The sequence below is a fragment of the Bacillota bacterium genome, assembly GCA_013178305.1.
GTDB lineage: Bacteria > Bacillota > Sulfobacillia > JABLXB01 > JABLXB01 > JABLXB01.
The window spans coordinates 342425-369074 of record JABLXB010000002.1; the positions used below are offsets into that span (position 1 = coordinate 342425).

At 62.6% G+C, this 26650-nt stretch carries 28 protein-coding genes; 3 read left to right on the forward strand and 25 right to left on the reverse strand.

Going from position 1 to position 26650, the window contains the following annotated elements:
* Positions 1-21: 21 nt before the first annotated feature.
* From HPY55_06990 to HPY55_07085, 20 genes are all read right to left on the reverse strand, one after another.
* Positions 22-1890: an aldehyde ferredoxin oxidoreductase family protein gene (locus tag HPY55_06990; protein ID NPV70374.1), complete on the reverse strand. Its 1869-nt coding sequence runs from the start codon at positions 1888-1890 to the stop codon at positions 22-24.
* 15 nt (positions 1891-1905) lie between these two features.
* On the reverse strand, positions 1906-2793 hold the full coding sequence (gene dapA / locus HPY55_06995) for a 4-hydroxy-tetrahydrodipicolinate synthase (GenBank protein NPV70375.1): 888 nt from the start codon (positions 2791-2793) through the stop codon (positions 1906-1908).
* 56 nt (positions 2794-2849) lie between these two features.
* Complete coding sequence (locus HPY55_07000; protein NPV70376.1) at positions 2850-4049, reverse strand: FAD-binding oxidoreductase; 1200 nt, start codon at positions 4047-4049, stop codon at positions 2850-2852.
* Positions 4042-4308, reverse strand: coding sequence for a (2Fe-2S)-binding protein (locus tag HPY55_07005; protein NPV70377.1), 267 nt, complete (start codon positions 4306-4308; stop codon positions 4042-4044). Before HPY55_07005 ends, HPY55_07000 begins: the two co-directional genes overlap by 8 nt.
* Before the next feature lies 1 nt (position 4309).
* Positions 4310-4840, reverse strand: coding sequence for a 4Fe-4S binding protein (locus HPY55_07010; GenBank protein ID NPV70378.1), 531 nt, complete (start codon positions 4838-4840; stop codon positions 4310-4312).
* Between the two features lie 20 nt (positions 4841-4860).
* Complete coding sequence (locus tag HPY55_07015; GenBank protein ID NPV70379.1) at positions 4861-5967, reverse strand: FAD-dependent oxidoreductase; 1107 nt, start codon at positions 5965-5967, stop codon at positions 4861-4863.
* Entirely contained in the window at positions 5964-6293 is a 330-nt protein-coding gene (locus tag HPY55_07020) for a (2Fe-2S)-binding protein (GenBank protein ID NPV70380.1), read from the reverse strand. Before HPY55_07020 ends, HPY55_07015 begins: the two co-directional genes overlap by 4 nt.
* An 18-nt stretch (positions 6294-6311) precedes the next feature.
* Positions 6312-7322: a proline racemase gene (locus HPY55_07025; protein ID NPV70381.1), complete on the reverse strand. Its 1011-nt coding sequence runs from the start codon at positions 7320-7322 to the stop codon at positions 6312-6314.
* Positions 7273-8073 carry a FadR family transcriptional regulator gene (locus tag HPY55_07030; GenBank protein NPV70382.1) on the reverse strand — a complete coding sequence of 267 codons (801 nt, stop codon included), beginning with the start codon at positions 8071-8073 and terminating at the stop codon, positions 7273-7275. The genes HPY55_07025 and HPY55_07030 overlap by 50 nt, the downstream gene beginning before the upstream one ends.
* Positions 8073-8555, reverse strand: a complete 483-nt coding sequence (locus HPY55_07035) for a DUF126 domain-containing protein (protein ID NPV70383.1) — start codon at positions 8553-8555, stop codon at positions 8073-8075. The genes HPY55_07030 and HPY55_07035 overlap by 1 nt, the downstream gene beginning before the upstream one ends.
* Entirely contained in the window at positions 8548-8820 is a 273-nt protein-coding gene (locus HPY55_07040; GenBank protein ID NPV70384.1) for a DUF521 domain-containing protein, read from the reverse strand. The genes HPY55_07035 and HPY55_07040 overlap by 8 nt, the downstream gene beginning before the upstream one ends.
* A gap of 30 nt (positions 8821-8850) precedes the next feature.
* The gene (locus HPY55_07045; GenBank protein NPV70385.1) at positions 8851-9819 is read right to left on the reverse strand and encodes a DUF521 domain-containing protein; all 969 of its coding nucleotides are present in this window, start codon (positions 9817-9819) and stop codon (positions 8851-8853) included.
* Entirely contained in the window at positions 9816-11546 is a 1731-nt protein-coding gene (locus HPY55_07050; protein ID NPV70386.1) for a dihydroxy-acid dehydratase, read from the reverse strand. The genes HPY55_07045 and HPY55_07050 overlap by 4 nt, the downstream gene beginning before the upstream one ends.
* 4 nt (positions 11547-11550) lie before the next feature.
* Positions 11551-12255, reverse strand: coding sequence for an ABC transporter ATP-binding protein (locus HPY55_07055; GenBank protein NPV70387.1), 705 nt, complete (start codon positions 12253-12255; stop codon positions 11551-11553).
* Complete coding sequence (locus HPY55_07060; GenBank protein ID NPV70388.1) at positions 12248-13081, reverse strand: ABC transporter ATP-binding protein; 834 nt, start codon at positions 13079-13081, stop codon at positions 12248-12250. Before HPY55_07060 ends, HPY55_07055 begins: the two co-directional genes overlap by 8 nt.
* Positions 13023-14096 carry a branched-chain amino acid ABC transporter permease gene (locus tag HPY55_07065; GenBank protein ID NPV70389.1) on the reverse strand — a complete coding sequence of 358 codons (1074 nt, stop codon included), beginning with the start codon at positions 14094-14096 and terminating at the stop codon, positions 13023-13025. Before HPY55_07065 ends, HPY55_07060 begins: the two co-directional genes overlap by 59 nt.
* Positions 14093-14986, reverse strand: a complete 894-nt coding sequence (locus tag HPY55_07070) for a branched-chain amino acid ABC transporter permease (protein NPV70390.1) — start codon at positions 14984-14986, stop codon at positions 14093-14095. The genes HPY55_07065 and HPY55_07070 overlap by 4 nt, the downstream gene beginning before the upstream one ends.
* 102 nt (positions 14987-15088) lie before the next feature.
* Positions 15089-16237, reverse strand: coding sequence for an ABC transporter substrate-binding protein (locus HPY55_07075; GenBank protein NPV70391.1), 1149 nt, complete (start codon positions 16235-16237; stop codon positions 15089-15091).
* Positions 16238-16417: 180 nt separating this feature from the next.
* Entirely contained in the window at positions 16418-18172 is a 1755-nt protein-coding gene (locus HPY55_07080; GenBank protein NPV70392.1) for a DUF521 domain-containing protein, read from the reverse strand.
* A gap of 97 nt (positions 18173-18269) precedes the next feature.
* Positions 18270-19100: a pyrroline-5-carboxylate reductase gene (locus tag HPY55_07085; protein ID NPV70393.1), complete on the reverse strand. Its 831-nt coding sequence runs from the start codon at positions 19098-19100 to the stop codon at positions 18270-18272.
* A gap of 87 nt (positions 19101-19187) precedes the next feature.
* Here HPY55_07085 and HPY55_07090 point away from each other — a divergent pair, with 87 nt between their 5' ends.
* Both HPY55_07090 and HPY55_07095 read left to right on the forward strand, forming a co-directional pair.
* A complete protein-coding gene (locus HPY55_07090; protein NPV70394.1) occupies positions 19188-19355 on the forward strand; it encodes a hypothetical protein in 168 nt (55 codons plus the stop codon).
* 508 nt (positions 19356-19863) lie between these two features.
* The gene (locus tag HPY55_07095; GenBank protein NPV70395.1) at positions 19864-20031 is read left to right on the forward strand and encodes a hypothetical protein; all 168 of its coding nucleotides are present in this window, start codon (positions 19864-19866) and stop codon (positions 20029-20031) included.
* Between the two features lie 381 nt (positions 20032-20412).
* Here the strand turns inward: HPY55_07095 and HPY55_07100 are convergent, their stop codons facing one another.
* Positions 20413-20958, reverse strand: coding sequence for a hypothetical protein (locus HPY55_07100; protein NPV70396.1), 546 nt, complete (start codon positions 20956-20958; stop codon positions 20413-20415).
* Between the two features lie 34 nt (positions 20959-20992).
* Here HPY55_07100 and HPY55_07105 point away from each other — a divergent pair, with 34 nt between their 5' ends.
* Complete coding sequence (locus HPY55_07105) at positions 20993-21583, forward strand: nucleotidyltransferase family protein (GenBank protein NPV70397.1); 591 nt, start codon at positions 20993-20995, stop codon at positions 21581-21583.
* A 27-nt stretch (positions 21584-21610) separates the two neighbouring features.
* On the opposite strand, the gene HPY55_07110 is transcribed toward HPY55_07105, so the two are convergent.
* The 4 genes from HPY55_07110 to HPY55_07125 all read right to left on the reverse strand — a co-directional run bounded on the left by HPY55_07110 (position 21611) and on the right by HPY55_07125 (position 26645).
* Complete coding sequence (locus HPY55_07110) at positions 21611-22189, reverse strand: hypothetical protein (GenBank protein ID NPV70398.1); 579 nt, start codon at positions 22187-22189, stop codon at positions 21611-21613.
* A gap of 537 nt (positions 22190-22726) precedes the next feature.
* Positions 22727-22933, reverse strand: a complete 207-nt coding sequence (locus tag HPY55_07115; protein NPV70399.1) for a 4-oxalocrotonate tautomerase family protein — start codon at positions 22931-22933, stop codon at positions 22727-22729.
* Between the two features lie 37 nt (positions 22934-22970).
* Positions 22971-25685 carry a molybdopterin-dependent oxidoreductase gene (locus tag HPY55_07120; protein NPV70400.1) on the reverse strand — a complete coding sequence of 905 codons (2715 nt, stop codon included), beginning with the start codon at positions 25683-25685 and terminating at the stop codon, positions 22971-22973.
* Between the two features lie 21 nt (positions 25686-25706).
* Complete coding sequence (locus HPY55_07125; protein NPV70401.1) at positions 25707-26645, reverse strand: hypothetical protein; 939 nt, start codon at positions 26643-26645, stop codon at positions 25707-25709.
* Positions 26646-26650: the final 5 nt, after the last annotated feature.

Consider the following 26650-nt stretch of genomic DNA (forward strand, 5'->3'; position numbering starts at 1 on the left):
TCCGCCAAAGCGGTGACCCGCTCAAAGGCCCGCCAGCCTGGCGTAGCCCTCGAGGCCGAGGTCGCGCAGGCATTCCTTTGTGGGGATGCCGTTCGCATCCCAGCCCCTGAGTTTGTAGTACTCGTCGAGGTACATCGATACCGGGGTCGGGGTCTTGCCGGCCCTGAACCCCTCTTTCGCGGCGACAGTCATCTTGTACGGCAGCGTGTCGGTCTCGCGGCTGTGCCCGTCGCGGATGTTGACCAGGCGCTGGATCGTGAATATCCTTGCCCCAGCCTTCATTGCGTCATCGACGGTCCAATCCCAGCCGGTGATCCCGTTCCACAGTTCGAGCAGCGACGTAAAGGTGAACTCCCCACCGTCGACCATGAACGCGCAGATTACCATCGAGTTGAGCCAGGCGCAATAGTCCTGGAGCTTTACCGTCAGCGCGCTCTTGTTTTCGGGCGAGAAGAACTTGGACCAGTCCTTCACGATGCCGATCTCCGGCACGAAGAACCCGCCCATCTCGACGTCCTCCGTCACGCCCCTCATGTGGCAGGCGCCGCGCGTGCAGGTCGCGTAGTTCACGCCGAGACTCCAGCACGCCCTCGCGTCGTGCGCGGGCAGATCCAGGCCCTTCACGTGCGCGACCAGCTTCTCAGCGTCGGGGTGAATCCTGCGGGCCGCCGCCAGCGCCCCGTCCGCGAACACCGCCCCGAATCCCTCGCAGGTACCGATCTGCCGCGCGAGCTCGATCGCCGAATCCGCGTTGCCCCAGGTGAGGTCCATCCCTGCCTTCGCCTTCGTGACGTAGCCCTTCTCGAAGCACTCCATCGCCAGGCCCACGCACGCACCGGCTGATATAGTGTCGATGCCTGCGCGGTTGCAGACGTCGTTGGCCTTCGCCACGGCCCTCGGGTCGGAGATCCACAGGTTCGTGCCCATCATGCCGCAGGTCTCGTACTCCGGGCCCGGACCCTTCATGGCGTAGGGGCCGTCCTCCACGACGACGTCTCTGTGGCATCCGGCGGGGCAGTTGGCACACGGAAGCGGCTTCGCCTTCAGAACCTCAGTGTAGTTGGGCGCGCCGATCTGCCTGGCGCCCTCAGGCCACACGTCGCCGCTCCAGTTCTTGAGCGGCATATCCCCGAACGCCTCGGCGGTAATGCAGAGGTTTGGAGTACCGTGGTCGCGCAGGCCGTTGTTCTTGGCCGCGTTGAATATCTCCCTGAACCGCGTCTTGGCGAGTTCCTTGACCTTCCCGGGATCGTGCACGGGGACAGACTTCTTGCCCCTCGCGGCTATCGCCTTGAGATTCTTCGACCCCATCACGGCGCCCAGACCACACCTGCCAGCAAAGCTGTGACCATCTGCCACGATGCACGCGATCCTGACGAGCTTCTCCCCGGCCGGGCCGATGTTCGTCACAGCGAGGCCCGGGTCGTTCTCCCTGGACTGGATCGCCTTTACCGTCTCAAAGGCGTCGAGGCCCCAGATCCCCTGGGCGTCCTTGATCTCGACCCTGTCCTCATCGACGAGGAGATACACAGGCTTCGGCGCGGCGCCCTTGATCACGACGGCATCGTAACCGGCCTTCTTGAGGGCGACGCCCCAGTCCGCTCCCGCCGCCGAATCGCCATACGTCCCTGTGAGCGGGGATTTCGCGGCCACAGTCCACTTTGCGTTACCCGGGCACGTTCCGGCCTGGTAAGCGCCGAGCGCGAACACCAGGGGGTTGGCCGGGCCAAGCGGGTCGGCGCCGGCGGCGGCCTCCTCCAGGATCACTTTAGCCGCGTATCCGGCCCCGCCGGTGAACACCTTCCAGACATCGTCTCCCACGTTCTCGACCCAGATCCTGCCGGCAGTGAGGTCGACCCTCAGCACCCTGTTCCAGTACCCGTTCGCCATCTCTCCCCTCCCCTTTCAGATCAGGCCCATGAGATTGAGCATGCCGTCGATCCTGGTCTTGTCCTCGGTGGTCAGCGGAAGCTTCGGGCTTCGCACCGCTCCACCGCAGTGGCCCAGCTTGTCGAGGGAGTACTTCAATGTCTGCTGGAGCTTGCCGGAGTACTCGAGCTGCTTGAGCATCGGGAGCATCTTCTTGTACAGCGCCCAGCCCTTGTCGTAATCCTTCTTCACGGCGACAAGGTCGAACAGCTCCACCGCGAGCTTCGGCGTTATGTTCGCGATCACCGAAATCCAGCCTTCGGCACCCATGAAGAACGACTCGTACGCGAGGTCCTCCCATCCGCAGAAGATGGTCATCCTGTCCTCGGTGAGTATCCGGATCTCGCGAAGCCTCTTGATATCCGCCGTACACTCCTTGATGTATCCCAGGTTCGGGTACTTGGCCAGCCTGGCGACGGTCTCCGCCTGCATGTCGACCCCGGAGCTCCAGGGGTTGTTGTATATGATGATGGGGATGTCCACGGCCTCGGCTATCCGCTTGAAGTGGACAAACATCTCTTCCTGGTTCGGCTTGCAGTAGTACGACGGCAGGGTCATGACGCCGGCCGCGCCGATCTCCCTGGCGAACCTGGTGTACTCGATCGCCTTCTCGGTGGTTTCGGCGGTGGCGCCGAGCACAACGGGCACCCTGCCGTTGACCTGGGCCATTACGGCCTCGGCGATCTTCTTCTTCTCATCATCCTCCAGCGCCGCGAACTCGCCCGTACTCCCCAGCGGAAGCACGCCGTGGATACCTTCATTGATGTACCACTCGACGTTCGATTTGAGCCCTGCGTAGTCAACCTCCCCGTTCTGTTTGAAGGGGGTGACCATGACCACGTACACACCCTTGAGCCGCGCCATCAATCTCTTCCTCCTCTTCCTCTTCTGTCTCCTCGATCCCCGGACTCTCGCACTCTCTAAAGACCCTGGTGAGGGCCGCGATCGACCTGATCGAACCTGTCCAACCTGAGCGGATTCAGGTCCATCGACGTGTCCCTGTCCGCGAGCATCTCCGCCACTATCTTGCCTGTTATCGGGGCGAGGCCGATGCCGTCGCCCTCGTGACCCGCGGCCACGTACAGCCCGCTTACGCCATTTGCCGGCGATATTATCGGCAGGTGATCGGGGGTGTACGGCCTGAGACCCGCGTATGACCTCACAATGTGAAGATCCTCCATCGCGGGGTAGAACCTTACCGCCCGTCTCGCGAGGAGCGCGAGAACGCTCTCATTGCAGGTCGTGTCGAATCCCACGAACTCCCGGCTGGAGCCGATGAGGTAATTGCCCTGCATCGTAGGCTCGAATACCAGCGCCACCCCGTATTTCTCCATGTCCGGCTCGACGCGGCGCTTCTCCTTGCCGCCAAACTTGGCCATGAGGTAGCCGAACTCCATAACCTTGCGGCGGCCGATCCGGAACGTCGACTCCGTGACCAGGATGTGGCCCTTCCTCGGCTTGATGGGGACATTCACCCCCGCGGTAGCGGCCACGGCCGGCGTCCACACGCCGGCGGAAATAACCACCCGCGGCGCATGATAAGTCCCGTCCGACGCCTCGACGCCTTTTACGGCGCCGGTCGAGTCCTTCAATATCGACCGCACCTCGCTGAACTGGTGTACCTCTGCGCCGAGTCTCTGAGCGGCCAGTGTGAAGCCGTATACCAGGCCCATCGGGTACAGGGAGGAGTCCGACTTGCACTCGACCAGCCCGATGATGTCGGGCGCGATCATCGGCTCGTCCTCGTGGACCTCGCCACCTTCGATGTACCTCATGGGGAGGCCGGCCTCTCGCTGGCGCCGGGTCCAATCCCTGGCCACGATAGCCTGGCCCTCGTCCTCCACGGCCAGCGTGCTGCCCGGCTGCCTGTACTCGAAGTCGTACGCGAGTTCGTCCTGGAGTCCCGCCAGTAGCTGCTGGCTCTTGTACGTCATCTGGCTGTCGAACCCGGGCATCTTGTCTGTCGCGAGGACGTTGCCGTCACAGGCGGACGACGTGCCCGACGCCAGGTCCCCGCGGTCGAACAGCGCGACCTGAAACCCTTCCTTCGAGAGGTAATAGGTCACCGACGAACCGATGACTCCGCCGCCGACGACTATGACGTCGAAAGCCTTACTCATTGCCTTCACCGCCGAACGCCAGGACGCCAAACGGTACGGGCGTCACCGGGGGTCTTACCGACCCCGGCTCCACCTCGCCAGGTTTCTTGCCGAGTTCCTGGCAGAGGATCCTGACGACGAGACTCTCGCAGGTCCTGCCCTGGCAGAGCCCCATGCCTGCCCTGGTCCTGCGCTTTATTCCAGTGAGGTCCCTGGCCCCCTCGCGGATGGCCTGCCGGATCTCCCCCACGGTTATCTCCTCGCACCTGCAAACGATCATGTCATCGTCCAACGTCGCCACCCCCGCTCTTCCTCGCGATTCCCCGGACCGACTCCGCGAACTCCTTTGGAATGGCGATCGTGATCACCGGCGTACGGTCGTTCCTCGCCGGATTCGCAACCTTGAGCACCTTCGCCCGGCACACCGGTTGTCCCGCGCGGTCGACCGCCGTAACAGTCGCCCCGGGTTCGGGCAATGGCAGGTACTCGTGCGGGAACGACAGTGCCGCTTCGGTATCCGAATACGTCATGTCGAGAAGGAATATGGCAAGCCCCGGGCACCGCGCGAGGCACAGCCCGCACCCGATGCATTTCTCCCCGTCCAGCGCCGGCAAGTTGGTGATTGGCTGCCCGACCTTCACCGCGCCCCTGGGGCACGCGGCCTCGCACGGGTTGCACGGGATCTCCTGGACGCATTCGATTACCGCGACCGCGCCCTTCGCCATGCGCTCCCTGGAAGGATAGCCGGGCGAACCCCTGACCTCGTCGAGTGACGGGTAGCCGCTGGTCGCGACCCCCGCTCCGGCGGGCACCGACGTCTTCACACCGCCGCTCATGCGCACTCACCTGCCTTGTGAAGGGCCTCCTTGGCGTCGTGCCTGGGTTTCCCGAACGGCCCCATCCTGAGCGACGCGAGCCTCGCCTCGACCTCTTCCCTCTGCGCCCGCGCCTCCGCGGCGCTCACCTTACCGAGCGACGCCGCCGCCGAAACCCCGGCGAGCCTGCCTTCCTCCATGGCGGTGCTCGCCTCCTCGACCCCACCGGCGTCGCCGGCGACGAATATGCCGGGCACGCTCGTCTGCAACGACCTGTCGTGGAACGGCACCCATCCGCCGAGGATGGGCGAATGCACCATCCTGCAGCCCGCGAGCATGGCCAGTTTCGCGTACGGCCGGAGGCCTGTTGCGATGCATATCGTGTCGATGTCGAGCCGCTGCTCCGTCCCGGCCACGGGCTTCCACGACGGGTCGACCCTGACGATCTCCGCCCCCTCCACCGCGGTGTCACCGAACGCCCTCGAGACCGTGTGCGCGGTGAGTATGGGCACGCCCGCCCTGCTGATTTTCGCGGAGTGCACGCCGTACCCGCCGACCCTCGGCAGGCCCTCAACCAGGGCCACGACGTCCGCCCCCGCCTGCATGAGCTGGTAACTGACTATGAGCCCGACGTTCCCCGACCCGATCATGAGCACCCGCTTCCCGGGGAGGACGCGCTCGACGTTGATCATCGTCTGGGCCGCTCCGGCCCCCATCACGCCGGGCAGGGTCCAGCCGGGGAAGTTCACGGCGTTCTCCGAGGCGCCGGTGGCCAGGACCACGCGATCCGCCTTCACGGCGCCGCCGGACGGCTTCATTTCAAGCAGGCCACGGGCGTAGGCCAACACGTTGCCGGCGAAAATCCCGTACACGCTGGTGTCGAGCCACACGGTGACTCCCGCGTCCAGCGCCTCCCTGTAGAGGTCCCTGGCGATGTCTATCCCGCGAGTGCCCGCACGGTGTTCCCTAGAGCCGAAGAACTTGTGGATCTGCTTGATCAGCTGGCCGCCGGGCTTCAAGTTCGAGTCCACGAGCAGGACACCGCAGCCGCGCCTGGCCGCCTCTATCGACGCCGCCAGGCCGGCCGGCCCCGCTCCAATCACAACCACGTCGTATGTCTTCATCTGGATCCCCCGGACTTCAGCGGCGCCGGTCCGCCGCCTTTCTGCGTTTCCACGGTCATGCCGTCCGCCACCGGAGTCACGCACGTCCTCACGTTCGGGACGCCGTTAACGACCATCACGCAGTCGGTGCACTGCCCAATAGCGCAAAACAAGCCCCTGGGCGTGCCTTGCTTCCGCGTGATACGATTCACCCTGATCCCCGCCGCGAGAAGGGCCGCTGCGATGGTCTCCCCTTCGCGCGCCGTCACTTTCCTGCCGTCGACCGTGATCTCAACCGTACGCGCAGGGGACTGCTCGCCGAGAATCGGGTGGTGCGTCACCCTCACCTCAATACCCCCTTCACTCTACACCCCGAGCAGGAACCCGTCCTTAAGCGGGTCGTCGGGGTCCACGACGAACTGGTGTATGCCGGTCACGTACGCGCTCCCAGTGACCTCGGGGATGACGGCCTTATATGGGCCGACAGTGGTTTCCCCTACGACTCTAGCCCTGAAACAGGTGCCGATGATGCTCTCGTGTACGAACTCCTCGCCCATCTCGAGCTCGCCCTTCGAATACATCAGGGCGACCTTGGCCGAGGTGCCCGTGCCGCACGGCGACCTGTCGATCTCCCCGGGCGGGAACACGACGGCGTTCTGCGCGTCCGCCCCGGGGTGCTTCGCAGGACCGTAGAACTCGACATGCGTCACCTCGTCGACGTAAGGCTTTTCGGGGTGGGATATCCCGACCTGCGCGTTCACCGCGTCCTTGATCGTGTTGCCGACGCGGACGATTTCGCCCGCGTTTCGCGGGTCTATCGCCAGGCCCACCTTCTTCGCCTCGATGATGGCGTATGGGTTGCCTCCCCACGATATGTCCAGCGTCAGTTCGCCGATGCCCGGGACTCTGACTTTCGCCCCCGGGACCATGACGAAAGACGGTACGTTCTTGAATGTCACGCTCCTGGCCACGTTGTTCTCGACGGCCACACGCGCCACGACGAGCCCGGCGGGCGTGTCGAGCTTTATGACGGTCTCAGGCTCAGTAATGGGGACGATCCCCGCCTCGACCATCGCCGTACAGCAGCCGATCGTATCGTGGCCGCACATCGGCAGGTACCCGCCCACCTCGATGTAGAGCACCCCCACGTCGGCGGCAGGGTCGCACGGCTGGGTGATTATCGCGCCCGACATCACGCTGTGGCCCCGCGGCTCATACATCAGCATCGTGCGGAATGAGTCGCAGTTGTCCCTCAGGTAGAGCATCTTCTCGCTCATGGTCTTCCCGGGGATGTGCGGAATCCCGCCGATGATAGTCCTCGTCGGTTCACCGACCGTGTGGGTGTCTATGCTCGTGACCATGCGGGCGAATCTCATCTGGGCCCCCCCTGTCCGTCCTGTCCGTTGCGCCGTTCCCGTACGCCTGGTTCTGCCGCGCCAGTATGAGCCTCACCGACTGCAGGTGCTCTCTCATCAGGTCGCCGGCCTTGACCGGGTCGCCGTCCCTGATCGCGTTGAGAAGGTCGCTGAACAGGTTGACAGTGACCACTGACGTCTCGGGGACGGTCCTCATGAACTTCTCCGCGTCGCCGTGGACGCGGAGCATCACCACGTTGACGAGCTCGGATATCACGGCGTTGTTGCACGCCCTGGAGATCCCCGAGTGGAAATCGAGTTCCGCACGGAAGAACTTGTCCGTGTCCACGCCCAGGGAAGCCTTCATGGTGGCCAGGGTGGACTCGAGCCCGCCGATGTCATCGTCAGACGCCCGTTGCGCGGCGAGGCTTGCCACGAGCCCCTCCAGGAACTCCCTCGCCTCCATCAGCTCGAACACGGGGGCATTGTCCAGGGCGGCGTTCCAGTTAAGCGAACTCGCAAGCGCCTGAGACTCCTTGCTCAAAAACCGCCCCACTCCCTGCCTCGACTCGATCAAGCCGAGGTGTTCCAGCGCCTGCAATGCTTCCCGTACGGACGACCGGCCCACCCCGAACGCCTCGCACAGTTCCTTCTCACTCGGCAACCGCTCGCCGGGTTCAAGCCTCCCCGCCTGGATCAACGACCGGATCTTCCCCGCGATCGTTTCCGCAAGCTTGCTCGGCTTCGGGATCCTGTCAATCGTTTCGAGCATCAACAGCCCTCCCCGGGATCGCCGCCATCAACCCCGCGCAATTCTATGTACCCGTCTCCGGCCTCGACGTGGTCGCCCGTGCGTACGCGGCGATACCCTTCCTCGCCGATCACGAACACGGGCACCCACCGGCCGTACAGTTCCTTTCCGATGATAGAGCCTATCGCAAGAATGGCCTCCGCCTTGAGACTGACGATGGCCGCCGGCGCAGTCCCGCGCCTTATGGCCTCGAGGATTATGCCCGAGCTACTGCTGGATCCCCTGCCGCCGGGGAGGAACAGCACCCTGCCGGTTACGCACCGGCCGTAGAGGTCGTGCCTGACGTCGATGACTTTCCCCGTCTTGGCGTCCAGGCCGCCCCAGAAGCTCAGGGGGGTCGCCGCCACGAGCGCCTCGCCCGACGCGTGGCCCGGGATTACGGATTCCACCTGTATCCTCGTGGTCCTTGTGGCCTCCGCGCTCGGACCGTTGCGCCTACTCACCGCAACGCACCTCCCCCGTCACTGCCGCCTCCACGCAGCCGTCGAGGTCCTCGAAATACACCGACGCCTGCGCGTGCCCGGGCGCATAGTGCGCCATCTTGCCCGAATTGGTGACTATCGTCTTGAACCCCCACCCTGTCAGCGGGAAGTTCAGTATGCAGCCGTCGTGCAGGAGCCGCACTCCCGATTCGTCGAGCCGGTGCTTCAGCCCTGCCCGCCTCAGGAGCATATCGACAGTCCTGTTTGTTTGAATCCAGAATTGCACCCCGCTCTTGACCCGCCGGCCCGCGAGGCGCTACAGCACGCTTTCGACTTCCATGTAAGATGAGTGCGGGCAACCGACGATCACGAGGTCGACGGCCTCACCGGCGGTTCGAGAGCCGCCCTCCCTGATGCTGGTCAGCGACCTCGTCGCCGAGCGGAGGCTGGCGCCGTCGACGACGACCGTCTCCGCGGGGCGCCGGCCCTGGAATGCTTCATCCAGCGACGGCGCTTCCGGCGTGACGCCAACCACGTGGAACAGCCCGACGGCGCCGGACGACGCCGAGGCCGCGCTGAGCGCCTTGAGGTTTTCATGCGTGGTGGAAGCCGGCAGCCCGTCGAGTACGGGGACCCTTTCGCCCGCGATCTCGCCTGCGAGGTAGCCGGCCGCCGCGTAAATGGAATTGTCGTTCCACACTGAAGCCTCGATACCCTCGAACCTGATCAGAACCTGCCCGGCGCGGTTCTCTTTGAGATGAAGCCCAAATTCGGGGACCCTCCCGGCTATGGCGCAGCATATGTCGACGAGGTCCCCGTAGCGGTGGGTACGCGCCCCCAGCACCGAGTTGGCGAAGTTTATCGCGTTCGACTCCGCCCAGGCGATCTGCTGCCCGAAGCCCGGCGCCAGCGCGTACTGGTACGGCGCGCACGTCCACGTCGGTATGCAGCCCATGGCGTGATACGCCGCCTCCATACGCTCGCACGCCAGCGCATGGTCCTCGGGGATCCTGAACTGCCTCCAGTCCTCGATGTCCCTGGCGGTTATGTTCAGCGTCGTGGGCACGGCCACCCTGGCGCCAAGCGCGGCGAGCTTCTCGGCGAACTCCAGGCCCGCATCCCACACGGCCGCGTACGAGCAACCGTCGATGTGCGCCTGCGTCACGGGTATCATCCTTGTTGCGCCGTACAGCTCGCCCATCGTGGTAATGATGGACATCGCAAGGCGCACCGCCTCGCCGCGCTTGCCCTCGAGCATGTCTTGCTCGAGCCGGTTCAGGTTCACGCCTTGCCGCCTCCCTTCCCCCGCGCCTGTGGCTTGCCAGTCCACGGCTGCATCGCCCCGCCATCATGGGACGGCAGTGACAGCCTGGAGTAGAGGCCCAGGATCCCGCTGGAGACCTTCGGCGCGGGCGCGATCCACGACGCCAGCCTCCGCCGTATTTCATCCTCGGGGATTAGCAGGTCAATCCTCCGCGAGGGTATGTCTATCTTTACGGGATCGCCGTCGCGGACCACCGCGATCGGGCCTCCCGACATCGCCTCGGGCGATACGTGCCCGATGATAGGCCCGCGGTTGAATCCCGAGAACCTGCCGTCGGTGACCAGCGCGCACGATTCGTCGAGGCCGAGGTCGACCAGGGCGTCCGTGGCCAGCATGGTCTCGGTCATACCCGGGCCGCCCTTCGGACCCTCGTACCTTATTACGATGACGTCCCCGCGCTTCACGCGGCCGCCGGCGATCCCTTCGAGGGCACCGGCATCGCTGTCGAACACCCGAGCGGGGCCGGAGAACACGAGCATCTCGGGTTTCATGGCTGTCTGCCTGACGATCGCCCCGTCCGGAGCGAGGCTGCCCTTCAACACCGCGAGGCCGCCTTCCGTGCTTACGGGTTCGTTGAGCGTGGCGAGCGGGCCATCCTCTCCCGAGAATGCCGCGGCGCCGCGGACCACGTCCCGGAGCTTCCGCCCGTCGGCCATGACCGCATCCCCGTGGAGCAGCGGCTCGAGGACCTTCATCACCGCCGGCGCCCCGCCGGCATGATGCAGGTCGACGACGGTGTACGGGCCATTCGGGAGCACCCGTGTCACGAGCGGGACCTTGCGGCTTAGCGAATCGAAAACGTCGAGGTCCATGTCGATTCCGAGTTCCCTCGCGAACGCCAGCAAGTGGAGCACGGCGTTGGTCGACCCGCCGATGGCCACGTCGACCGTCGCCGCGTTGAGCAGGGATTCAAGAGTCACCGTCGAGGAGGACTTGAGCCCTTCCTTCACCATCTCCACGATTCGGGCGCCGGCCTGCCTGGCTGCGATCGTCTTCCCCGCATAAGGCGCGGGAATGGTCGCCGTACCCGGGAGACACAGACCCAGGGCCTCTGACAGGATCTGCATGGTATTGGCGGTGCCCATCACGGGGCACGCTCCGGCGGTCGGGCAGGCGGCTTCCTCGATTGCCGCGAGATCCGCGTCATCCATGGAGCCCCTCTTCGCCCTGCCGAACACCGCTTCGTTGACATCGGGCATCAGCACCCGCCGGGCGCCCGCCGCGCCGCCCGCACCGGGGATATATCCCTCGAGCATCGGGCCGCCCGTGACGACGAGCGACGGCACGTCCAGTCTGAGGGCGCCCAGTATCTGGCCGGGCACTATGTTATCGCACGATGACAGGAGCACCAGACCGTCGAACAGCTGCACCCGAGCCACCGCCTCGACGCAGGCGGCGACTATGTCGCGGAGCACGAGCTCGTACTGGAGGGCAGTATCACCTATGGCCACGTTGCCGCAGGTTGAAGGCACCCCGAACTCGAATGGGACCCCGCCGGCCTGCCATATTCCCGCCTTGACGGCGTCGGCCAGAGTCCTGAGGTTGTAGTGCCCGGGCGAGCACTCGCTCCAGGCGTTGGCCACCCCAATGTGGGGCCTTGACGCCACGTCCGCCGGGCCATAGCCGCAGCCCCTGTATATCGCCCTGCGGTGGGCGGCCCCCCTGCCTTCAAACCTCGGATTGGTCACTGCGTCACTCCCCCAGGTACGCCTTGCGAACGCGGTCGTTCTGCAGCACCTCGCGTCCGGGGCCTTCGAGCACTATCGTCCCAGTCTCCAGAACGTACGCGAAGTCGCTGAGTTCGAGCGCCCGCTTCGCGTTCTGCTCTATAAGAAGGACGGTCTTACCTTCCGAATTGATCTTTTGGATGATCCTGAATATCTCCTCGGCGAGCTGCGGGGCGAGGCCGAGGGACGGCTCATCCATCATAAGGAGCTTCGGGCTCGACATCAGCCCCCTGCCCACCGCGAGCATCTGTTGCTCGCCGCCGGAGAGGAGCCCCGCCTTCTGGCCGACGCGCTCCTTGAGGCGCGGGAACAGGGTGAACACCCAATCGAGGTCGCGCTGGATCCCCGCCTGATCCGCGCGAGCATAAGCCCCCAGCCGGAGGTTCTCGATGACGGTGAGATTCGAGAACACCCGCCTCCCCTCCGGGACCAGCACTGCGCCGGACCCGACGATCCTGTGGGTGGGCCAACCGGCGATGTCCTTACCCCGAAAGGCGATGTGCCCTGAGCGCGGCCTGACGACACCGACAACTGTACGCAGGATAGACGTCTTGCCTGCCCCGTTTGCGCCGACCAGGGTCACGATCTTCCCCTCGGGGACGCTCAGTGAGACGCCGCGGATGGCGTGAATGCCACCGTAGAACACGTTCAGGTCACGGATCTCAAGCACTTGACCCCACCCCCAGGTAGGCCTCGATCACCTTGGGATTCTTCTGTATATCCTCGGGACACCCCTCGGCGATCTTCACGCCATAATCGAGCACGGCGACTCGTTCGCATATGCCCATCACCAGGCTCATGTGGTGCTCGATGAGCAGGATGGTGAGGTTGAACTCGGCCCGGATCCGGCGAATGAAGCCCATGAGATCGGAGATCTCCTGCGGGTTCATTCCGGCGGCAGGCTCGTCGAGCAAGAGGAGCCTGGGTTCCGTGGCGAGCGCCCTCGCGATCTCGAGCCTCCGCTGTAGCCCGTAAGGGAGCGACCCGGCCTTGTAGTCCGTGAACTTCGTGAGACCAACCGCTTCGAGGAGCCTTTCGGACTCTGCGGTCATCTGACGCTCCTCGCGCCTGTAGCCCGGCGTGCCCACTACCGCCGCCAACGGCGACGACCTGAGCCTCAGATGCTTGCCGATGAGCACGTTGTCGATCACCGGCAGGTCGCGGAAGAGACGGATGTTCTGGAACGTCCTCGCTATGCCACCCTTTGCTATCAGGTCGGGGCGCATACCGCTTATGTCCTTACCCTCGAACAGCACCCTACCCGAGGTCGGAGTGTATATCCCCGTTATCATGTTGAACACGGTCGTCTTGCCGGCGCCGTTGGGTCCGATAATCCCAACCAGCCCGCCCCTGTCGAGGCACAGGTCGAAGGACGACACCGCGGTGAGACCCCCGAACCTGATCGTCAGTCCGTCGAGTTCCAGCACAGCCACGGCGTCAAACCCCCTTCCCCGCACCGGCAGCCGTCCCCGCTTCTTTCCTTCGCAGGAAGGCATCCCAGGCAAACTCGCGCTGTCCCATCAGCCCCTGGCGGTAGAACACTATCACGACCAGAACGACGATACCGAACAGCACCATGCGCATGCCGACTATACCGGGGATCTCAATGGACCCGATCTTCATCGGCGCCTCGATGAACCGTAGCCATTCCATCGCAACCGCATACGCGAATGAAGCAATCACGGTTCCGGTGAGGCTACCGAGTCCACCGATTACAACGATGGTTAGAATCTGGAAAGTTATCGTAATCGTGAACATCTTCGGGTCGACCGCACTGGACCAATGACCGAGCAGCGCCCCGCCGACTCCCGCGAAGAACGCCCCAGCCACGAACGCGAGTACCTTGTGGTAGAAAAGGCTCACGCCGACGGACTCGGCGGCGATCTCGTCCTCACGGATCGCCTTGAGCGCCCGCCCATAACTCGTATTGACCAGCCTCGCCGCGATGAAAACCGAGACAACCGCGCTCCCGACCGCCCAGTACAGGTTCACGTAGTCGGGCACTCCCTTGAGGCCCATCGAGCCGTTCGTAATGGTCTGCATGTTGTTTATGAGGACCCGAACCACCTCGGAGAAGCCGAGAGTCGCCATTCCCAGGTAATCGCCCCTGAGCCGGAGCACCGGTACGCCGACTATCCAACCCAACAAGGCCGCCATCAGCCCCGCGATGATCAGCGCCGGAAGGTACGGGATCTGAAGGTTCTCCAGCGCCGGGTGGATAGGCACGATGAAGAAGTTTCTTGCCTTCTGTGCGACCGGCATGGTGAGAAGCGCCGAAGTGTACGCTCCGACGGCCATGAAACCGGCGTGCCCGAGCGAGAACTGCCCTGTGAACCCGTAAACCAGGTTGAGACCCACCGCCAGGGTAACGTATATCGCACCGACGGATAACACCCTGAGCCGGTACGGGTCCAGCGTTCTCTGCGCCCAGGTCGTGATCAGTAGTATCACGACGATGCTGCCGAGGGTCAGGAGGTAATTGAGACCTCTTCCGTTGCTTCGCCCGTTCATACCTTCACCTGTCCCTTCTCGCCCAGCAGCCCTGTCGGCTTCAGGAGCAGGACGGTAATCAGAGCCACGAAAGCAACCGCGTCACGGTATCCTGACAGGTTGGGGAGGAACGCGACGAGCATGATCTCGCAGAGGCCAAGAATGAGGCCACCTACTGTTGCCCCTGGGATACTTCCGATCCCACCCAGGACCGCAGCCACGAATGCCTTCAGGCCAGGAAAGCCACCCATTGTCGGGTTTATCTGGGGGAATTTAAGGGCCCACAGTATGCCCCCCACGGCGGCGAGAGACGAGCCGACCATGAAGGTGAGGGCCACCGTTTTGTCGACGTCAATGGCCATGAGCCTGGCGGTCTCGAAGTCGTTAGCCAGCGCCCGCATGGCCGTTCCAGGTTTCGTTCTGTAAAGCAGGTAAGTGAGGGCCACGAGAAGGATGGCCGACACGATGATGATGGCGAAGCTGAGTACGGGAATCATTATGGCGCCGATTTCAAGCACCTGTGTGAATATCGGCGGCCTGAAGAACGGCTTCGGCCTGCCCCCGAAGAAGATTATCAGCAGGTTTTCCATCAGGAACGAGACCCCGATTGCGGATATGAGGACGGAGATCCTCGGCGCATCGCGCAGCGGCTTGTACGCCACTTTCTCCGTCGCCATGCCGAGTACCGCGGTGAAGCAGATGGCCAGGATATACGTTATCCCCCACTGCAAGTTGAATATGGCAATGCCCATGAAAGCGGCGTAGGCGCCGATCGTGAAGATGGTACCGTGGGCGAAGTTGATGAGCCTCAGGATACCATATACCATCGTGTACCCTATGGCCACCAGCGCATACAGTGCCCCCAGGGAGACGGCGTTCGTGAGATGTTGTAAGAACATGTCAAGGGTCATCGCCGCATTCCTCCCCCGCGCAAGGTTCCCGGAGGGCGCCGAGGCGCCCTCCGGGCTTTGCGGGAATCTGTGCTACAGGACCCCGTCACCAGGGTTTTCGCGTTACCAGGGCTGGATGGTGTCCATGTATACGAACTTGCCGCCCTTGACCTGGAAGATGATGGCTGGCTTAACCGGGTTGCCGGTCTCGTCGATAGAGATCGTTCCGGTCACGCCCTCCCAGTTCTTCGTGCTGCGGAGCGCGGTGTTGAGCTTCACCGGGTCGACAACCTTGATCTCCTCGAGCTTGTCGGCAACGAGGTTGTAGGCGTCGTACGCCAGGGCCGCGTAGCAGTTGGGATCCTTGTTGTACTTCTTCCTGTAATCATCGATGAACTTCTTGGCCTTGTCCGTCTTGGCGGCCTCAACCGCGAAGTGGCTGCAGAAGATGAGGCCCTCAACGGCCTTCCCACCGATCTGGACGAGCTCGGGGGCTTCCCACGCGTCTCCACCGACGAGCGGGGTCTTGATACCCATCTCGCGGGCCTGCTTGGCGAGGAGAGCGCCGTCCGCGCTGTAGCCCGGGACGAAGATCACGTCGGGCTTCTTGGACTTCACGAAGGTGAGCTGAGCAGTGAAGTCCTGGTCACCGGTGTTGTACGAGACGAACGCCACGATGGAGTTCGGGTTGTTGGTGAGCTTCGTGAACTCCTTGCGGAAGAACTGCGCGAGACCAACCGAGTAGTCCTGCGCGACGTCCTGGATGATCGCGGCGGTCTTGGCGCCGAGTTTGTCAACTGCGTACTTCGCCATGACCTTGCCAGCGAACGGGTCCTGGTAATTGAGGCGGGTAACGAACTTCCTGCCCTCCGTGACAAGTGGGTTCGAGGCATCGGGAATCATCGGGATCCCGGCCTTCTCCGACACGTTGAGGCCGGCGATCGCCAGGGAAGAACCGTAGCAGCCGAGGACCGCCACGACCTTGTCCTGTTCGATGAGCCGGGCCATCGAGTTGGCCGCCTCAACCTTGTCGGACTTGTTGTCCGAGAAGATGACCTTCACGGGCTTACCGAGGATCTTTGGCCTCTGCTCGAACGCCATGTCGATGCCTTCCTTGTTCATGGCACCACCGGCTGCAAGCGCGCCGGTGAAGGGCTGCCAGGAACCGATCCTGATCTCTTCGGGCTCCGCGGGCTTCGGCGGCTCTGCGGGTTTCGCCGGCTCCGCGGGCTTGGGTGCCGGCGCGCTCTGCTGTCCGCAGCCTGCGACCATGGCTGCAACCAGGATCACGGCGACGAACAGTGCTGCGACTCTCTTCCTCATCATGACTTTCCCTCCTCTGGTAATTTGACCTTTGCGCTGCGTGCTCCGCAAATCGCTTGGTCCGGGACAATTCGACAACCGCGCTGCAGTACCTTCCACCCCCCTGCTCCGAGATTCGTGAAGACGGGCCTATGCGGGTCGAACCACGCAAACCGCCCCGGCCTCTCCGTCGACGTCCACCACATCGCCCGTGCGAATCCGGAAGTACTGCTCCTCCGGTAGCGCCAGGATGGGAATCGTGCGTCCGTACATCTTCTGGGCGACCACACAACCTATCGAGATGATGGGTTCGGCCACCCTGTTCACTATCGCGAGGGGGGCATGGCCGTTTCGCGCGAGCTCAAGGAGTATGCCGGAGGTGCTGCTAGATCCCTTGCCCTCGGGATACACGAGGACCTTCCCGGTCACGTCCTGGCCGAGGAGCGGGTGGTTCCGCTCGATTATGCGACCGTTGGATATGTCGACGCTGCCCCAAAAGCTGATGGGGGCGGGGCTGACGAGGGCCTCCCCCCTGGCGCGGCCGCGAACGACCACCTTAACGCCGGCCTGGGGGGCTGGGCCGGGGGCCGGCGACGGGGCCGCTGGCGCCACGCACACGTCTCCCGCGCTCACTGACGGACTTCCGGCGGAGCGCAGCGCATCCGGGAACGAGAAGCCTCCCGTCACCGCCGCCTCGACGCAATCTCTCAGCCCTGAGAATATGACCGCTTTACCGGTCTCCATGGGTCCGTAATGGGCGAACTTGCCCGAATCGGTCATTATCGTCTCGAAACCCCAGTTGTCCAGCGGCCAGTGCATGACGCAGCTGTCGGTAGTGAGCCTGATCCCCAGTGACCTCAGACGGTTGGAGACACCCATTTCGTCCAGCCACGAAAGGACCGCACGGTTGGTGTTCACCCAGAACTCCGTTCCCGCCGCGATGCTCCGGCCTGCCAGGAGGTGTTCGACCTCGAGACACTCGGCCACCGAGTAGTGGGGGCACCCCACGGTGACCAGGTCCACGCGTCCGTCGCCGGACGAAGACATGTGGCGGAGGCGCGCCAGTAGCTCCCGTGCGCTCACGCGTACCGCCGGAACGTCCTTGCCACCCGTAGCCGCCTCAAGTGACGGGGCCTCGGGCGTGATCCCTACGACGTGGAACATGCCCGTGGCTCCGGACGAAGCCGCCGCCGCGCTGAACGCCTTCAGATGGTCGCCGCCGGTGTTCCCGGGAAGCCCCGTGACTACGGGGACTCGGCCGCTGGCGATCAGGCCGCACGCGTAACCCGCGGCCGCGTACGCAGAGCCGTTCAGGCGGAGGACCTCCTCGAACTCGTCGAATTGGATTTGGATTGTGGCGATTCTTTCCTCGCCGAGGTGGTAGCCAAAGCGTGGCGCCCTCCCCGTAAGCCCGGAGCAAATGTCGATGTAATCGCCGTACCTTGCCGTCCTTGCGCCAATCACCGAGTTCACGAAGTTGATTGCGTTGGACTCCGCCCAGGCGATCTGCTCACCGAAGCGCGGGGTCACTGCATATTGATATGGGGCGCACGTCCACGATGGAATACACCCCATGTCCAGATACGCCTTTTCCATTTGAGCGCTCTTGCGCGAATGCTCTTCGGGAATCCGGAACTCGCGCCATCGAGCGACGTCCCTCGCCGTGATGTTCGTGGTGGTAGGAACCACCACGCGGCCCCCCTGGCCGGCTAATCTCTGCGCAAATTCTATCCCCGCGTCTCCGGTCGAGGCGTACGTGCATCCGTCGACATGTGCCTGTGTGATCGGGATCAGCTCGCTCGCGCCGTATGCCTCGGCGATCTGGACGATGATCTCCATCGCCATCCGGGCTGCGGGGCCGCGTTCTCCGGAGAGAATACCCCTTTCCTCGCGAGTAAGGTCCATGAACATCCCCCAGCGACGTATTCTTGTAATCTGCATAGCAGATGTCAGACATGTTTACGGCTCATTTACAGTTCGTCGTCATCCGGCGGATTCCTGCTTACGCCGCGCCGCCCGGCGCCAGCGCCGCAACCACAGTCCTGGCGAGGCGCGCTCCCTTCTCCACCCCCGCGCGGACGCACTCGGCGATGGCGCCGGGGACGCCTCCACGCTCGAGGACATCCAGCATTTCCACGGAAATCCCGCCGGGCGTACAGGCTCTGGAGCGGAGTTCGGAGGCACTGGCTTTTGACTCATCCCACATCTTCATGCACCCGCAGGTCGCCTGCTTGACCACCAGCTCGGATTCTTCCGCGGTCAGCCCCGCCCTGACCCCCGCTTCGACGAGACTCTCCACAAAGAGGAACACGGGAGCCGGGCTGAAGAGCGCCAGGATAACGTCCAGTTTCTCCTCGGTCGTTACCATCACGCGGCCGAGGGAAGCCGCCAGATCCTGGGCGGACTCCATCTGTTCCGGCGTCACCCACCTGTTGGGCGCCAGCGCAGTGATCGCCGTCCGCACCTGGGCCGGCGGGTTTGGAGCCATGCGTACGACCGGCACGCGCTCGCCGAGTAGCCCGAGCGCCGCCAGCGGCACCGCCGCCATCACCGATATCACAAGCCTGCCTGGCGGGACACGTCCGGCTAGCGACCGGAGCAGTCCCGCCGCGTCCTGCGGTCGGACCGCGAGCACCACGACGCCGGATTCCCTCAGCACCTGCTCGTTGTCCGCGGTGGTTCTGACGCCGAACCTCTCTGCCACGCGACTTCGCCGCTCCTCGCTGACGTCCGAACACAGGAAGCGGGGCGGCTCCGCGCCTTCCCTGGACAAAAGCCCTGTTAGCAACATTTCGACGATGTGGCCGGATCCAATGAACCCATAGGTTGCCATATCATACCCTCTTTCCCGCGCCGTTCGCCGGCGCCGCGGATTGGAACAACCCAGGTTGAACAATCTACAACTGGGAGGTGTCGATCCGTGAAACCAACTACAACTAGCTGGACGGTAATCGCGATCGGAGCGGCTGTGTCGGGGATCGGTTATACCCTGCTCCCGAGCAACTTCGGCGCCGGTGTGCTAGGGTTCGGCCTAGCCCACGTAGTGCTCGGCGCGCTGGACTTACTTCGTCCGTCTGTCCGCCAGTAATCGCGATATCCTACGTGTTAGGGCGCCGGCGCGGTGGGCCGGCGCCTTGATCGTGCGCCCTGGCAGCCCGACTCCCATCAGGTGTTCGGTCCCGCCGTTCAGTCTCCTGCCCTCGCTCGGTCCTTCCACCCGCCGCCATGCTCGCCGCCTTGCCAAGTTTTCACATTACTGAGGTAACTCCCCGGTGAACCCTAGCGGGGTAAGGATCTCCTTATCGCGATTGTCGAACAATGCCGAGCGATTCATGGCGCCTCGCGGAAGGACACGCATGGAGCACATAGAATTGGGTGGGGTGCCTGGTGAGCGACTGCGTCGGTACCTTGGTACCGTCGGTACCTTAGTAGCGGGGGGGTACTCAAAACGGGACAGGTCGGCGAAAGGAGTTGTTGTCTTGCGGGTCGAGCAGTTGAAGTCAACACGACTGGCAGAGGCGCTTCACATGTCGCACATAGTCTCAGCACCGCGAGATCACGGACACTGTCACGTTTCCTAGAGAGGGGGGGCTCCGGTGGAACGCGGGGACAGCATAGAAGTAGCGGCAGCCATGCGCATCCACTGGATATGCAAGAAAATCGAGAAGGCCGGGCCGACAACGCAGGATTTGACCGACCTGATCGCGGCCACTGACGAGTTCATCGCGGGTTTGGAAAAACCCGAAAAGGGAACCCTCACGTAAAGGCCTCCGGCAATCCCGGGGGCCTTCACCAATCCTCCAGCGCCAATCGTCAGACAGGAACCGCCCTCTTCCAACACAGTTGTCGAATTATGTAATACCCGGTAACACGATTTTGCAAGGATTGGGCTCGCGTTTCCTGATGGAAAGGAGACTTGCCATTGAGGGCCAAACGCCGCCTCCCAACGCCTACACCCCAGCCAACCGCTATACTGTTGAAAGTCCACAGCATCTGCCGCCAGGTTATGGACGACGGCCCAGACAAGAAGGTCATTGAAGACCTTGATCGAGGCCAAAATAAGGATTCACCCGAGGCGAAGGCATTAGATCTTGAGGAGCGCCCTAAGTGGACCTCATGACGAACGCGGGCTCAGGGGATCAGGCTCAATGAGGCCGATTTGACAGGAGTTTGGAGAGCAAGGCCGTATACTTGGTTTTAGCAGCCTCGCGGGCATCGCGGCTGACTTCGACGATCCGCACATCGGCGCGGGATCTGATGCGGTCGAGAAACCAGTTGGATTCCTGCTTGAGTACGCCCGTAACCGGCAAGGGGAAATCGAGGGCCTCCGTTACGGCTTCGAGGAATAAGGGGGCTGCAAGCTCGAAACGCCCGATCTCGTCCACCACGATCACCAGCCGGTCCGACATGGCGCGCCGGATGGCTGAAACGCCGACGGTGAGGAACGCTTCGGGATTTGCCTGCGGCCGGCCGGGGTCCTGGAGGTCGAGCAGGCGGGCGCGCCCGGCTCCTGCGAGGTCCACGATGTCCATGGCGCAGAGCCGGCCCCGGTGGTATACCCGCTTGACAACGTAACCTCCCGCTACGACATTGAGTTCTTTCAGGGCGCGGAACAGTACCGTGGTCTTCCCCGCCCCCGAAGGACCGGTAAGGAAGAGGTTTTTCCAGGAGGGAATCGCGATCACAGCCACGACCACAGCCTTTCAGCACGAGATACTCAAGCCGGTGTGCGCGGTGGTCCTCGCCGCCGGCAGCAGCAAACGCATGGTGCGTCCGAAACTCCTGCTCCCATACGGGGACAGTACGCTTCTCCAACGCGCCGTGGGCGCCGCCCTTGAAGCGGGGCTCGGCCGGACGATAGTGGTTCTGGGCCACGCCGCGAGTCAGGCCAGGCATCTAATCATGCGGTCCTGGCCCGGCCGCGACGATCTCGAAATCGTATTCAATCCGGACTACCACTCCGGCATGTCGACCTCGCTGCGCGCGGGACTCGCGGCTGCAGCCGGCAGAGCGAAGGTGGTCGTATTCTGCCTCGGGGACCAGCCTCTCGTCACGGGCGCGATAATCCGACGGCTGGCGGAGGCCTATCTCGGCACGACGCCGCTCCCGCTCATCGTCGCTCCGCGCTGCGCCGGTCAGCGCGGGAATCCGGTCCTTATCGACGAACGCCTTTTCCCCGAACTGCTGAAGCTGACGGGCGACGTAGGAGCACGCGAGGTAGTAGAGGCTCACCTGGGCGAAGCGGTGCTGGTCGACTCTGGACCGGAAGTCCTCGTTGACATGGACACCCCCGAGGATCTTGCGCAGCTCCGCTGACCTATTGCGTTTTGACCAGCAGTTCGCTCAGTTCACAGCCTCCTCTGTAGCCGAACGAGCAGTCGGGCGTAGAAGGCCCGCCACTCGCTGGCCCACGACGTACGCCAGCCAGCCGCCTCCGGCGCCGGAGATCAGGGACGATGCCACGGCCACCGTGAAAACGGCCCCGCGCAGCGCGAAGAACAGACAGGCGTTCGTCACCGCCCCCGCCACGTTGCCGAGAGCACCGGCGAGTACCAGGGCCAGGATTCTATCAGCGCCGTCCGGCCGCACGCGCCTGGCGGCGAAGAACAATCCTTCAATCACGATGCCCGAGGAGAGATAGGAAAAGAAGGCCGCCGGTCCTAACAGTCCTGTGAAGCCCGTCACCAGTGCAACGAGGCCCTGCATGAGACAGGTAAGCATGACCGCGCCTGGCCGGCGTATTGCGACTCCCGCAAGAAGTGGCCAGAACATGTAGATGCCGCCGATGAACACACCTACCGGCATGCCCAGTGCGTTCTGCACGAAGGCGAACGGGGCCCTTACGTAGGGCTTGGTCAGAATGCTCATCGAGGCGGTGAACGACACAGCGAGCAGCTCGTTCCACCTGAACCTTGTCTGCAATGAAATCAGGCCCCTTTCGTTATACCTATTTAGGAATATCGCCCCCGTCCAAATTCATCAACATACTGCGTTTGAGGCGGGCTGTTTAGCGGATTCCGGCGGGGCCCCCGCTCGAGGGGACCCCACCTTCTCACCGATATCGGCTCCGGTGCTGTTTGATTTCCTCTTCTCTACTGGCAAAAGTTAAGGTAACAATAACAAGCACAAGTGCCAAAGAGACAATGTCAAAATATAGACTACACGGGGAAAAACGCGGCTCGCGCGGGCATCCCTGACCGGGTGAGGGAGGAGACGGAAGGCCTGGCGCAGATAAAAGTCGTACCCAACGGCACCAGGACAGAAAGGCTGACTTATTACGAAAGGATGGTGGATACGCTGCTTGCCGGGGAAAAGGAATGCTGCTACACAACAAGGGTTCGGTAAGCAGGCCCGTTGACAAACACAGGCGCGGTTCCAGATGCCCTTCGGCAAGGGCTTAAGCACACTTGCGCTGAGTCCCAGTCTACTTTTGGGGGACAAACGTTGCAGAGATTCCATTCAAGTCGCCGGGGGGGACTCACTTTGAGCGTCAGCCGGCCGCCCGTTCTCTCCCCAGTTCTCGCGCGGGATTTCCTGAAGGATGACGCATACTGCGGACCTGGGGACCTTTAGAACCCGACATACGACTTCGCTAATCCCGGATATCAATTCGCACTTTACCTCCCGCGTGCGTCCCTGCCACATCTGAACCGTCACAATCGGCACTCGAAGTCCCTCCCATCAATGTGGAGTCCCATCAAATCTACCTCGAGCGTAAATGATCGAGTACCTTCTCACGGATAACCGGGATCTCTTCGCAACGATAGCCGGTTGCATTGAAAACTGCGTTACAAATCGCCGCCGGCACCGAGGCCAGCACATGTTCGGCGAGACCCTTTGCCCCATACGGACCCGTGGGATAGGGGGCCTCCAGCCCCACGACCTCTATTTCCAGAGGTATGTCCGCGGAGGTTGGGATCAGATAGGAGTCCAAACCCCGCGTCAGAATCCGCCCATCTCGTACCGAGAGATTCTCCAATAATGTGTATCCCAAACCCTGCACCGCCCCGCCGATGTGTTGCCCTCGGGCACCGAGAGGATTAATTGTACGTCCCGAATCGTGCACGGAGGTAAGCCTGCACACACGCACCTCGCCGGTGGCAAGGTCAACATTCACATCAGCCACTGTAGCCACAAATGTGTGTCCCCATCCGGCGTGGGATCCGATGAACCACGATTCCCCCCGAGCCTCTATCCCGTCCCGGTAGCAGATGGCTGAGATGTCGGCAACGCTCAATTCCCGGCCGGGATCCGAGGCGGCAACTACCTTACCCTCACGGAAACAAAGGTTTCTGGCCGGGAGCGACATCTCTTCCGCGGCCTTCGCCAGTAAACGTGCTCTTAGCGCTAACGCTGCGTTTCTGACAGCGTTCCCGGAAGTATATGTTCCGCGGGAGGCGATGGTCGGACCCGTTTTCGGTGAGAGGGTAGAATCTCCCGTGATAACCGTTATTCGATCTAAGGGAACTCCCAACTCCTCGGATACTATCTGGCCGAGAACAGTGGACAACCCTGTCCCCATATCCGAAGCGCCGTTACGGACAATGACCGTGCCGTCCGGACAGAGCTCCACCGATGCCCCGGTTCCCTTCATGTTCCTGACAGGGACCGCGGAAATGTCAAACAGGCACATTGCGCAGCATACGCCACGTCCCACAAGGTGCCCCGCGGTAGGGATAGGTAGTTCTCCTGCAATCTCCAGTGCCTTCTCCAGTGCCAAACCGACAGTGATAGGGCTATCGAATACCACACCTTTGACACTGGGCTCACTGGCCTGTGTCACAAAATTGTTTCTCCGCAGCTGAACAGGGTCCATCGAAAGCTCGTGCGCAACGCAGTCCATCATTGATTCCGTAACGAACACAGCTTGAGGGGCTCCGAAGCCCCTGAAGGCCCCGGAGATCGGGTTGTTCGTATACAGTGTCCTGACCTTGATTCGTACATTAGGGATATCGTACGGTCCGGGCAGGTGCATTCCCAGCCAATTGGTTACCCCCGGGCTCTCTTCGGCATAGGGCCCCCCATCCATAAGCACATCAACATCTATGCCTGTTACCTTCCCTTCGGGTGTCGCCGCCATTTTGTAGCGAATCGACGCAGGATGCCTCTTGTGATGGACCATGATCGACTCTTCGCGGCTCCACACCATTTTCACGGGGCAACCCGTCTTCCATGCAAGGAGCGCCAGGTGGACCTGCACCGAATTAATCTGTTTCCCCCCAAAACTCCCCCCCGTGGGGGGACATTTGATCCTGATACGGCTTTCCGGGAGCCCCAGAGCGTAGGCAGCAATCTTCCGAACATGGTGCGGGGCCTGCGTACCTGCGACGACGGTTATTATGCGCTCTTCGATGTAGGCCACTCCCGCCTCAGGTTCAAGGTAGGCGTGTTCCTGTCTTCCTGTCAGAAAGGTCCGCTCTGCAATGACTCCTGCTACCTCAAACGCTGCGGCTACGTCTCCTCTGCTAAATTCGTAATGGCTACACAGATTTGGGGGTTTTGTCTCATCTTCCCTCGCTGCGTGTTCAACCGAGGTGACAGCCTCGCCGGCATCGTACCGGACTTGGATCGCTTTCAGGGCTTCCCCAGCAACCTCCTCATCTTCCGCAGCCACCAATGCAATCGGGTCCCCGATATATTTTGCCAGTCCTCCCACCGGAACCAGGACAGGCTGGTCCAATTTGATACTCCCTTGGATGTTGGGCCCAGGGATATCCTCAGCCGTCAGCACCACCTTCACCCCGGGAATGGCCTTCGCGCGGGAAGTATCGACGCTCAGTACACGGGCCATGGGATAAGGACTCCGCAGAGTCCTGCAGTAAAGCATATTAGGAAGCTTCATATCGCTGGCGAACTGCGTCTTCCCCAAAGCCTTTTCGACCGCGTCAAGTAATGGCGTCGGCCGCCCCACAACCTTAAAGATTCCCCCATTCCCGCGTAACGTAACATCGCCGTTTTCCGCTTGATCGGCCGCAGCTTGCACCGCCTCTATGATCTGCTCATAGCCGGTACACCGGCAGAGGTTTCCGGAAAGTGCCTCTGCGATCTCTTCCCGGGAGGGCCTGGGTTTGGCGTCGAGAAGGGCCTTTGCCTGCAGGATCATCCCTGGAGTGCAGAAACCGCACTGAATAGCGCCGCGTTCGATAAACGACTTCTGCAAAGGGTGAAGATTCTCCCTCGTTCCGATTCCTTCGATGGTGATGACCTCGGCGTTCTGAGCCTTGAGCGCCGGAACCAGGCAGGAATTGACGGTCCTGCCGTTAAGGATTACGGTGCAGGCTCCACAGTCCCCATGTCTGCATCCGCATTTTGTCCCGATCATGCCGAGGCGGTCCCGCAATACATCCAGGAGCGTATCCCAGGCTTCAACCTGAACATTGACAATGTTGCCGTTGAGTCTCAAACGAAGAGGCACCATCCCCGCACCTCCACTTTGTACTCAATCATGATGCCCGGCGAATGCCGCCTCGCTTAGGGCTCGTTTCACCAGAGCTTCCACCACCAGCCGCCGGTATTTGCTAGTGCCGTTCACCACACTGTTCCGGGGAGTAACCACCTCCGAAGCAATTCCGGCTGCGCAGGTGAACACCGACGGTTCCGGGCTCTTCCCAATAAGGTATTCTTCCACTGGCAGAACACGGAACGGCCGACACACGCGACAGGCAGAAAAACACTGCGTGCATGGTGCCAGAGCCTCACTTCTATACGGTTCCCGGAGTACGGGGCCCACCGCAATCCTTGCCTCGGTAATCCTGCCCCCATCGATACTGATTACCGCAGCGCAGCTGATTACCGGCCGACTGAAGCCCCGGCGCCGCCCCATGCGGGCGTAAGCGCTCTTTTGTTGCATGGGCGGTATCTTCACCCGGACTTCCACGGCGATCTCAAGGGTGCTATCGAGCCTCGGCTGCTCACCCGCTTGATAATAGTCCTTCAGCGAAACCCGTCGGCGACCGTTCCGTGACAATACTACAAGTTCCCCTCCCAAAGCCAGTAGCGCAATCCCTGCATCGGCCGAGCCGTGCCCGCTGGCTACGTTCCCGACAACCGTCCCCTGATTCCTGATCTGGGGAGATCCGAGGGCACTTAGCGCCCCTTTCAAAGACGGAAACTGATCGTTACGCGCCAGGTATTCCAACAGCTCCTGGTGGGTTACGGCCGCGCTGATCGAAAGGGCGCCTTCGTCGACCGTTATTCTTTTGAGCGATTCGATTTGAGTAATGTCCACGAGCACATCGGCACGTCGCTGCCCGTCCCGGAATTGCACGACAAGGTCAGTGCCGCCGGCGATTACCCGGCCTCGTCCAGAAGCCTCCGCCAGGACCGCCAGCGCCTCTGCCTCAGACAGGGCCACTACGTACTCTTTCCACCTGTTCACGTCCC

Coding starts and splice junctions, on each gene's coding strand:
- HPY55_06990 (NPV70374.1), bottom strand. CDS start 1,890: ATGGCGAACGGGTACTGGAACAGGGTGCTGAGGGTCGACCTCACTGCC.
- HPY55_07060 (NPV70388.1), bottom strand. CDS start 13,081: ATGCCTTCCTGCGAAGGAAAGAAGCGGGGACGGCTGCCGGTGCGGGGA.
- HPY55_07005 (NPV70377.1), bottom strand. CDS start 4,308: ATGATCGTTTGCAGGTGCGAGGAGATAACCGTGGGGGAGATCCGGCAG.
- HPY55_07070 (NPV70390.1), bottom strand. CDS start 14,986: ATGACCCTTGACATGTTCTTACAACATCTCACGAACGCCGTCTCCCTG.
- HPY55_07065 (NPV70389.1), bottom strand. CDS start 14,096: ATGAACGGGCGAAGCAACGGAAGAGGTCTCAATTACCTCCTGACCCTC.
- HPY55_07075 (NPV70391.1), bottom strand. CDS start 16,237: ATGGTCGCAGGCTGCGGACAGCAGAGCGCGCCGGCACCCAAGCCCGCG.
- HPY55_07085 (NPV70393.1), bottom strand. CDS start 19,100: ATGGCAACCTATGGGTTCATTGGATCCGGCCACATCGTCGAAATGTTG.
- HPY55_07120 (NPV70400.1), bottom strand. CDS start 25,685: ATGGTGCCTCTTCGTTTGAGACTCAACGGCAACATTGTCAATGTTCAG.
- HPY55_07000 (NPV70376.1), bottom strand. CDS start 4,049: ATGAGTAAGGCTTTCGACGTCATAGTCGTCGGCGGCGGAGTCATCGGT.
- HPY55_07030 (NPV70382.1), bottom strand. CDS start 8,073: ATGCTCGAAACGATTGACAGGATCCCGAAGCCGAGCAAGCTTGCGGAA.
- HPY55_07015 (NPV70379.1), bottom strand. CDS start 5,967: ATGAAGACATACGACGTGGTTGTGATTGGAGCGGGGCCGGCCGGCCTG.
- dapA (NPV70375.1), bottom strand. CDS start 2,793: ATGGCGCGGCTCAAGGGTGTGTACGTGGTCATGGTCACCCCCTTCAAA.
- HPY55_07025 (NPV70381.1), bottom strand. CDS start 7,322: ATGAGATTCGCCCGCATGGTCACGAGCATAGACACCCACACGGTCGGT.
- HPY55_07080 (NPV70392.1), bottom strand. CDS start 18,172: ATGGACCTTACTCGCGAGGAAAGGGGTATTCTCTCCGGAGAACGCGGC.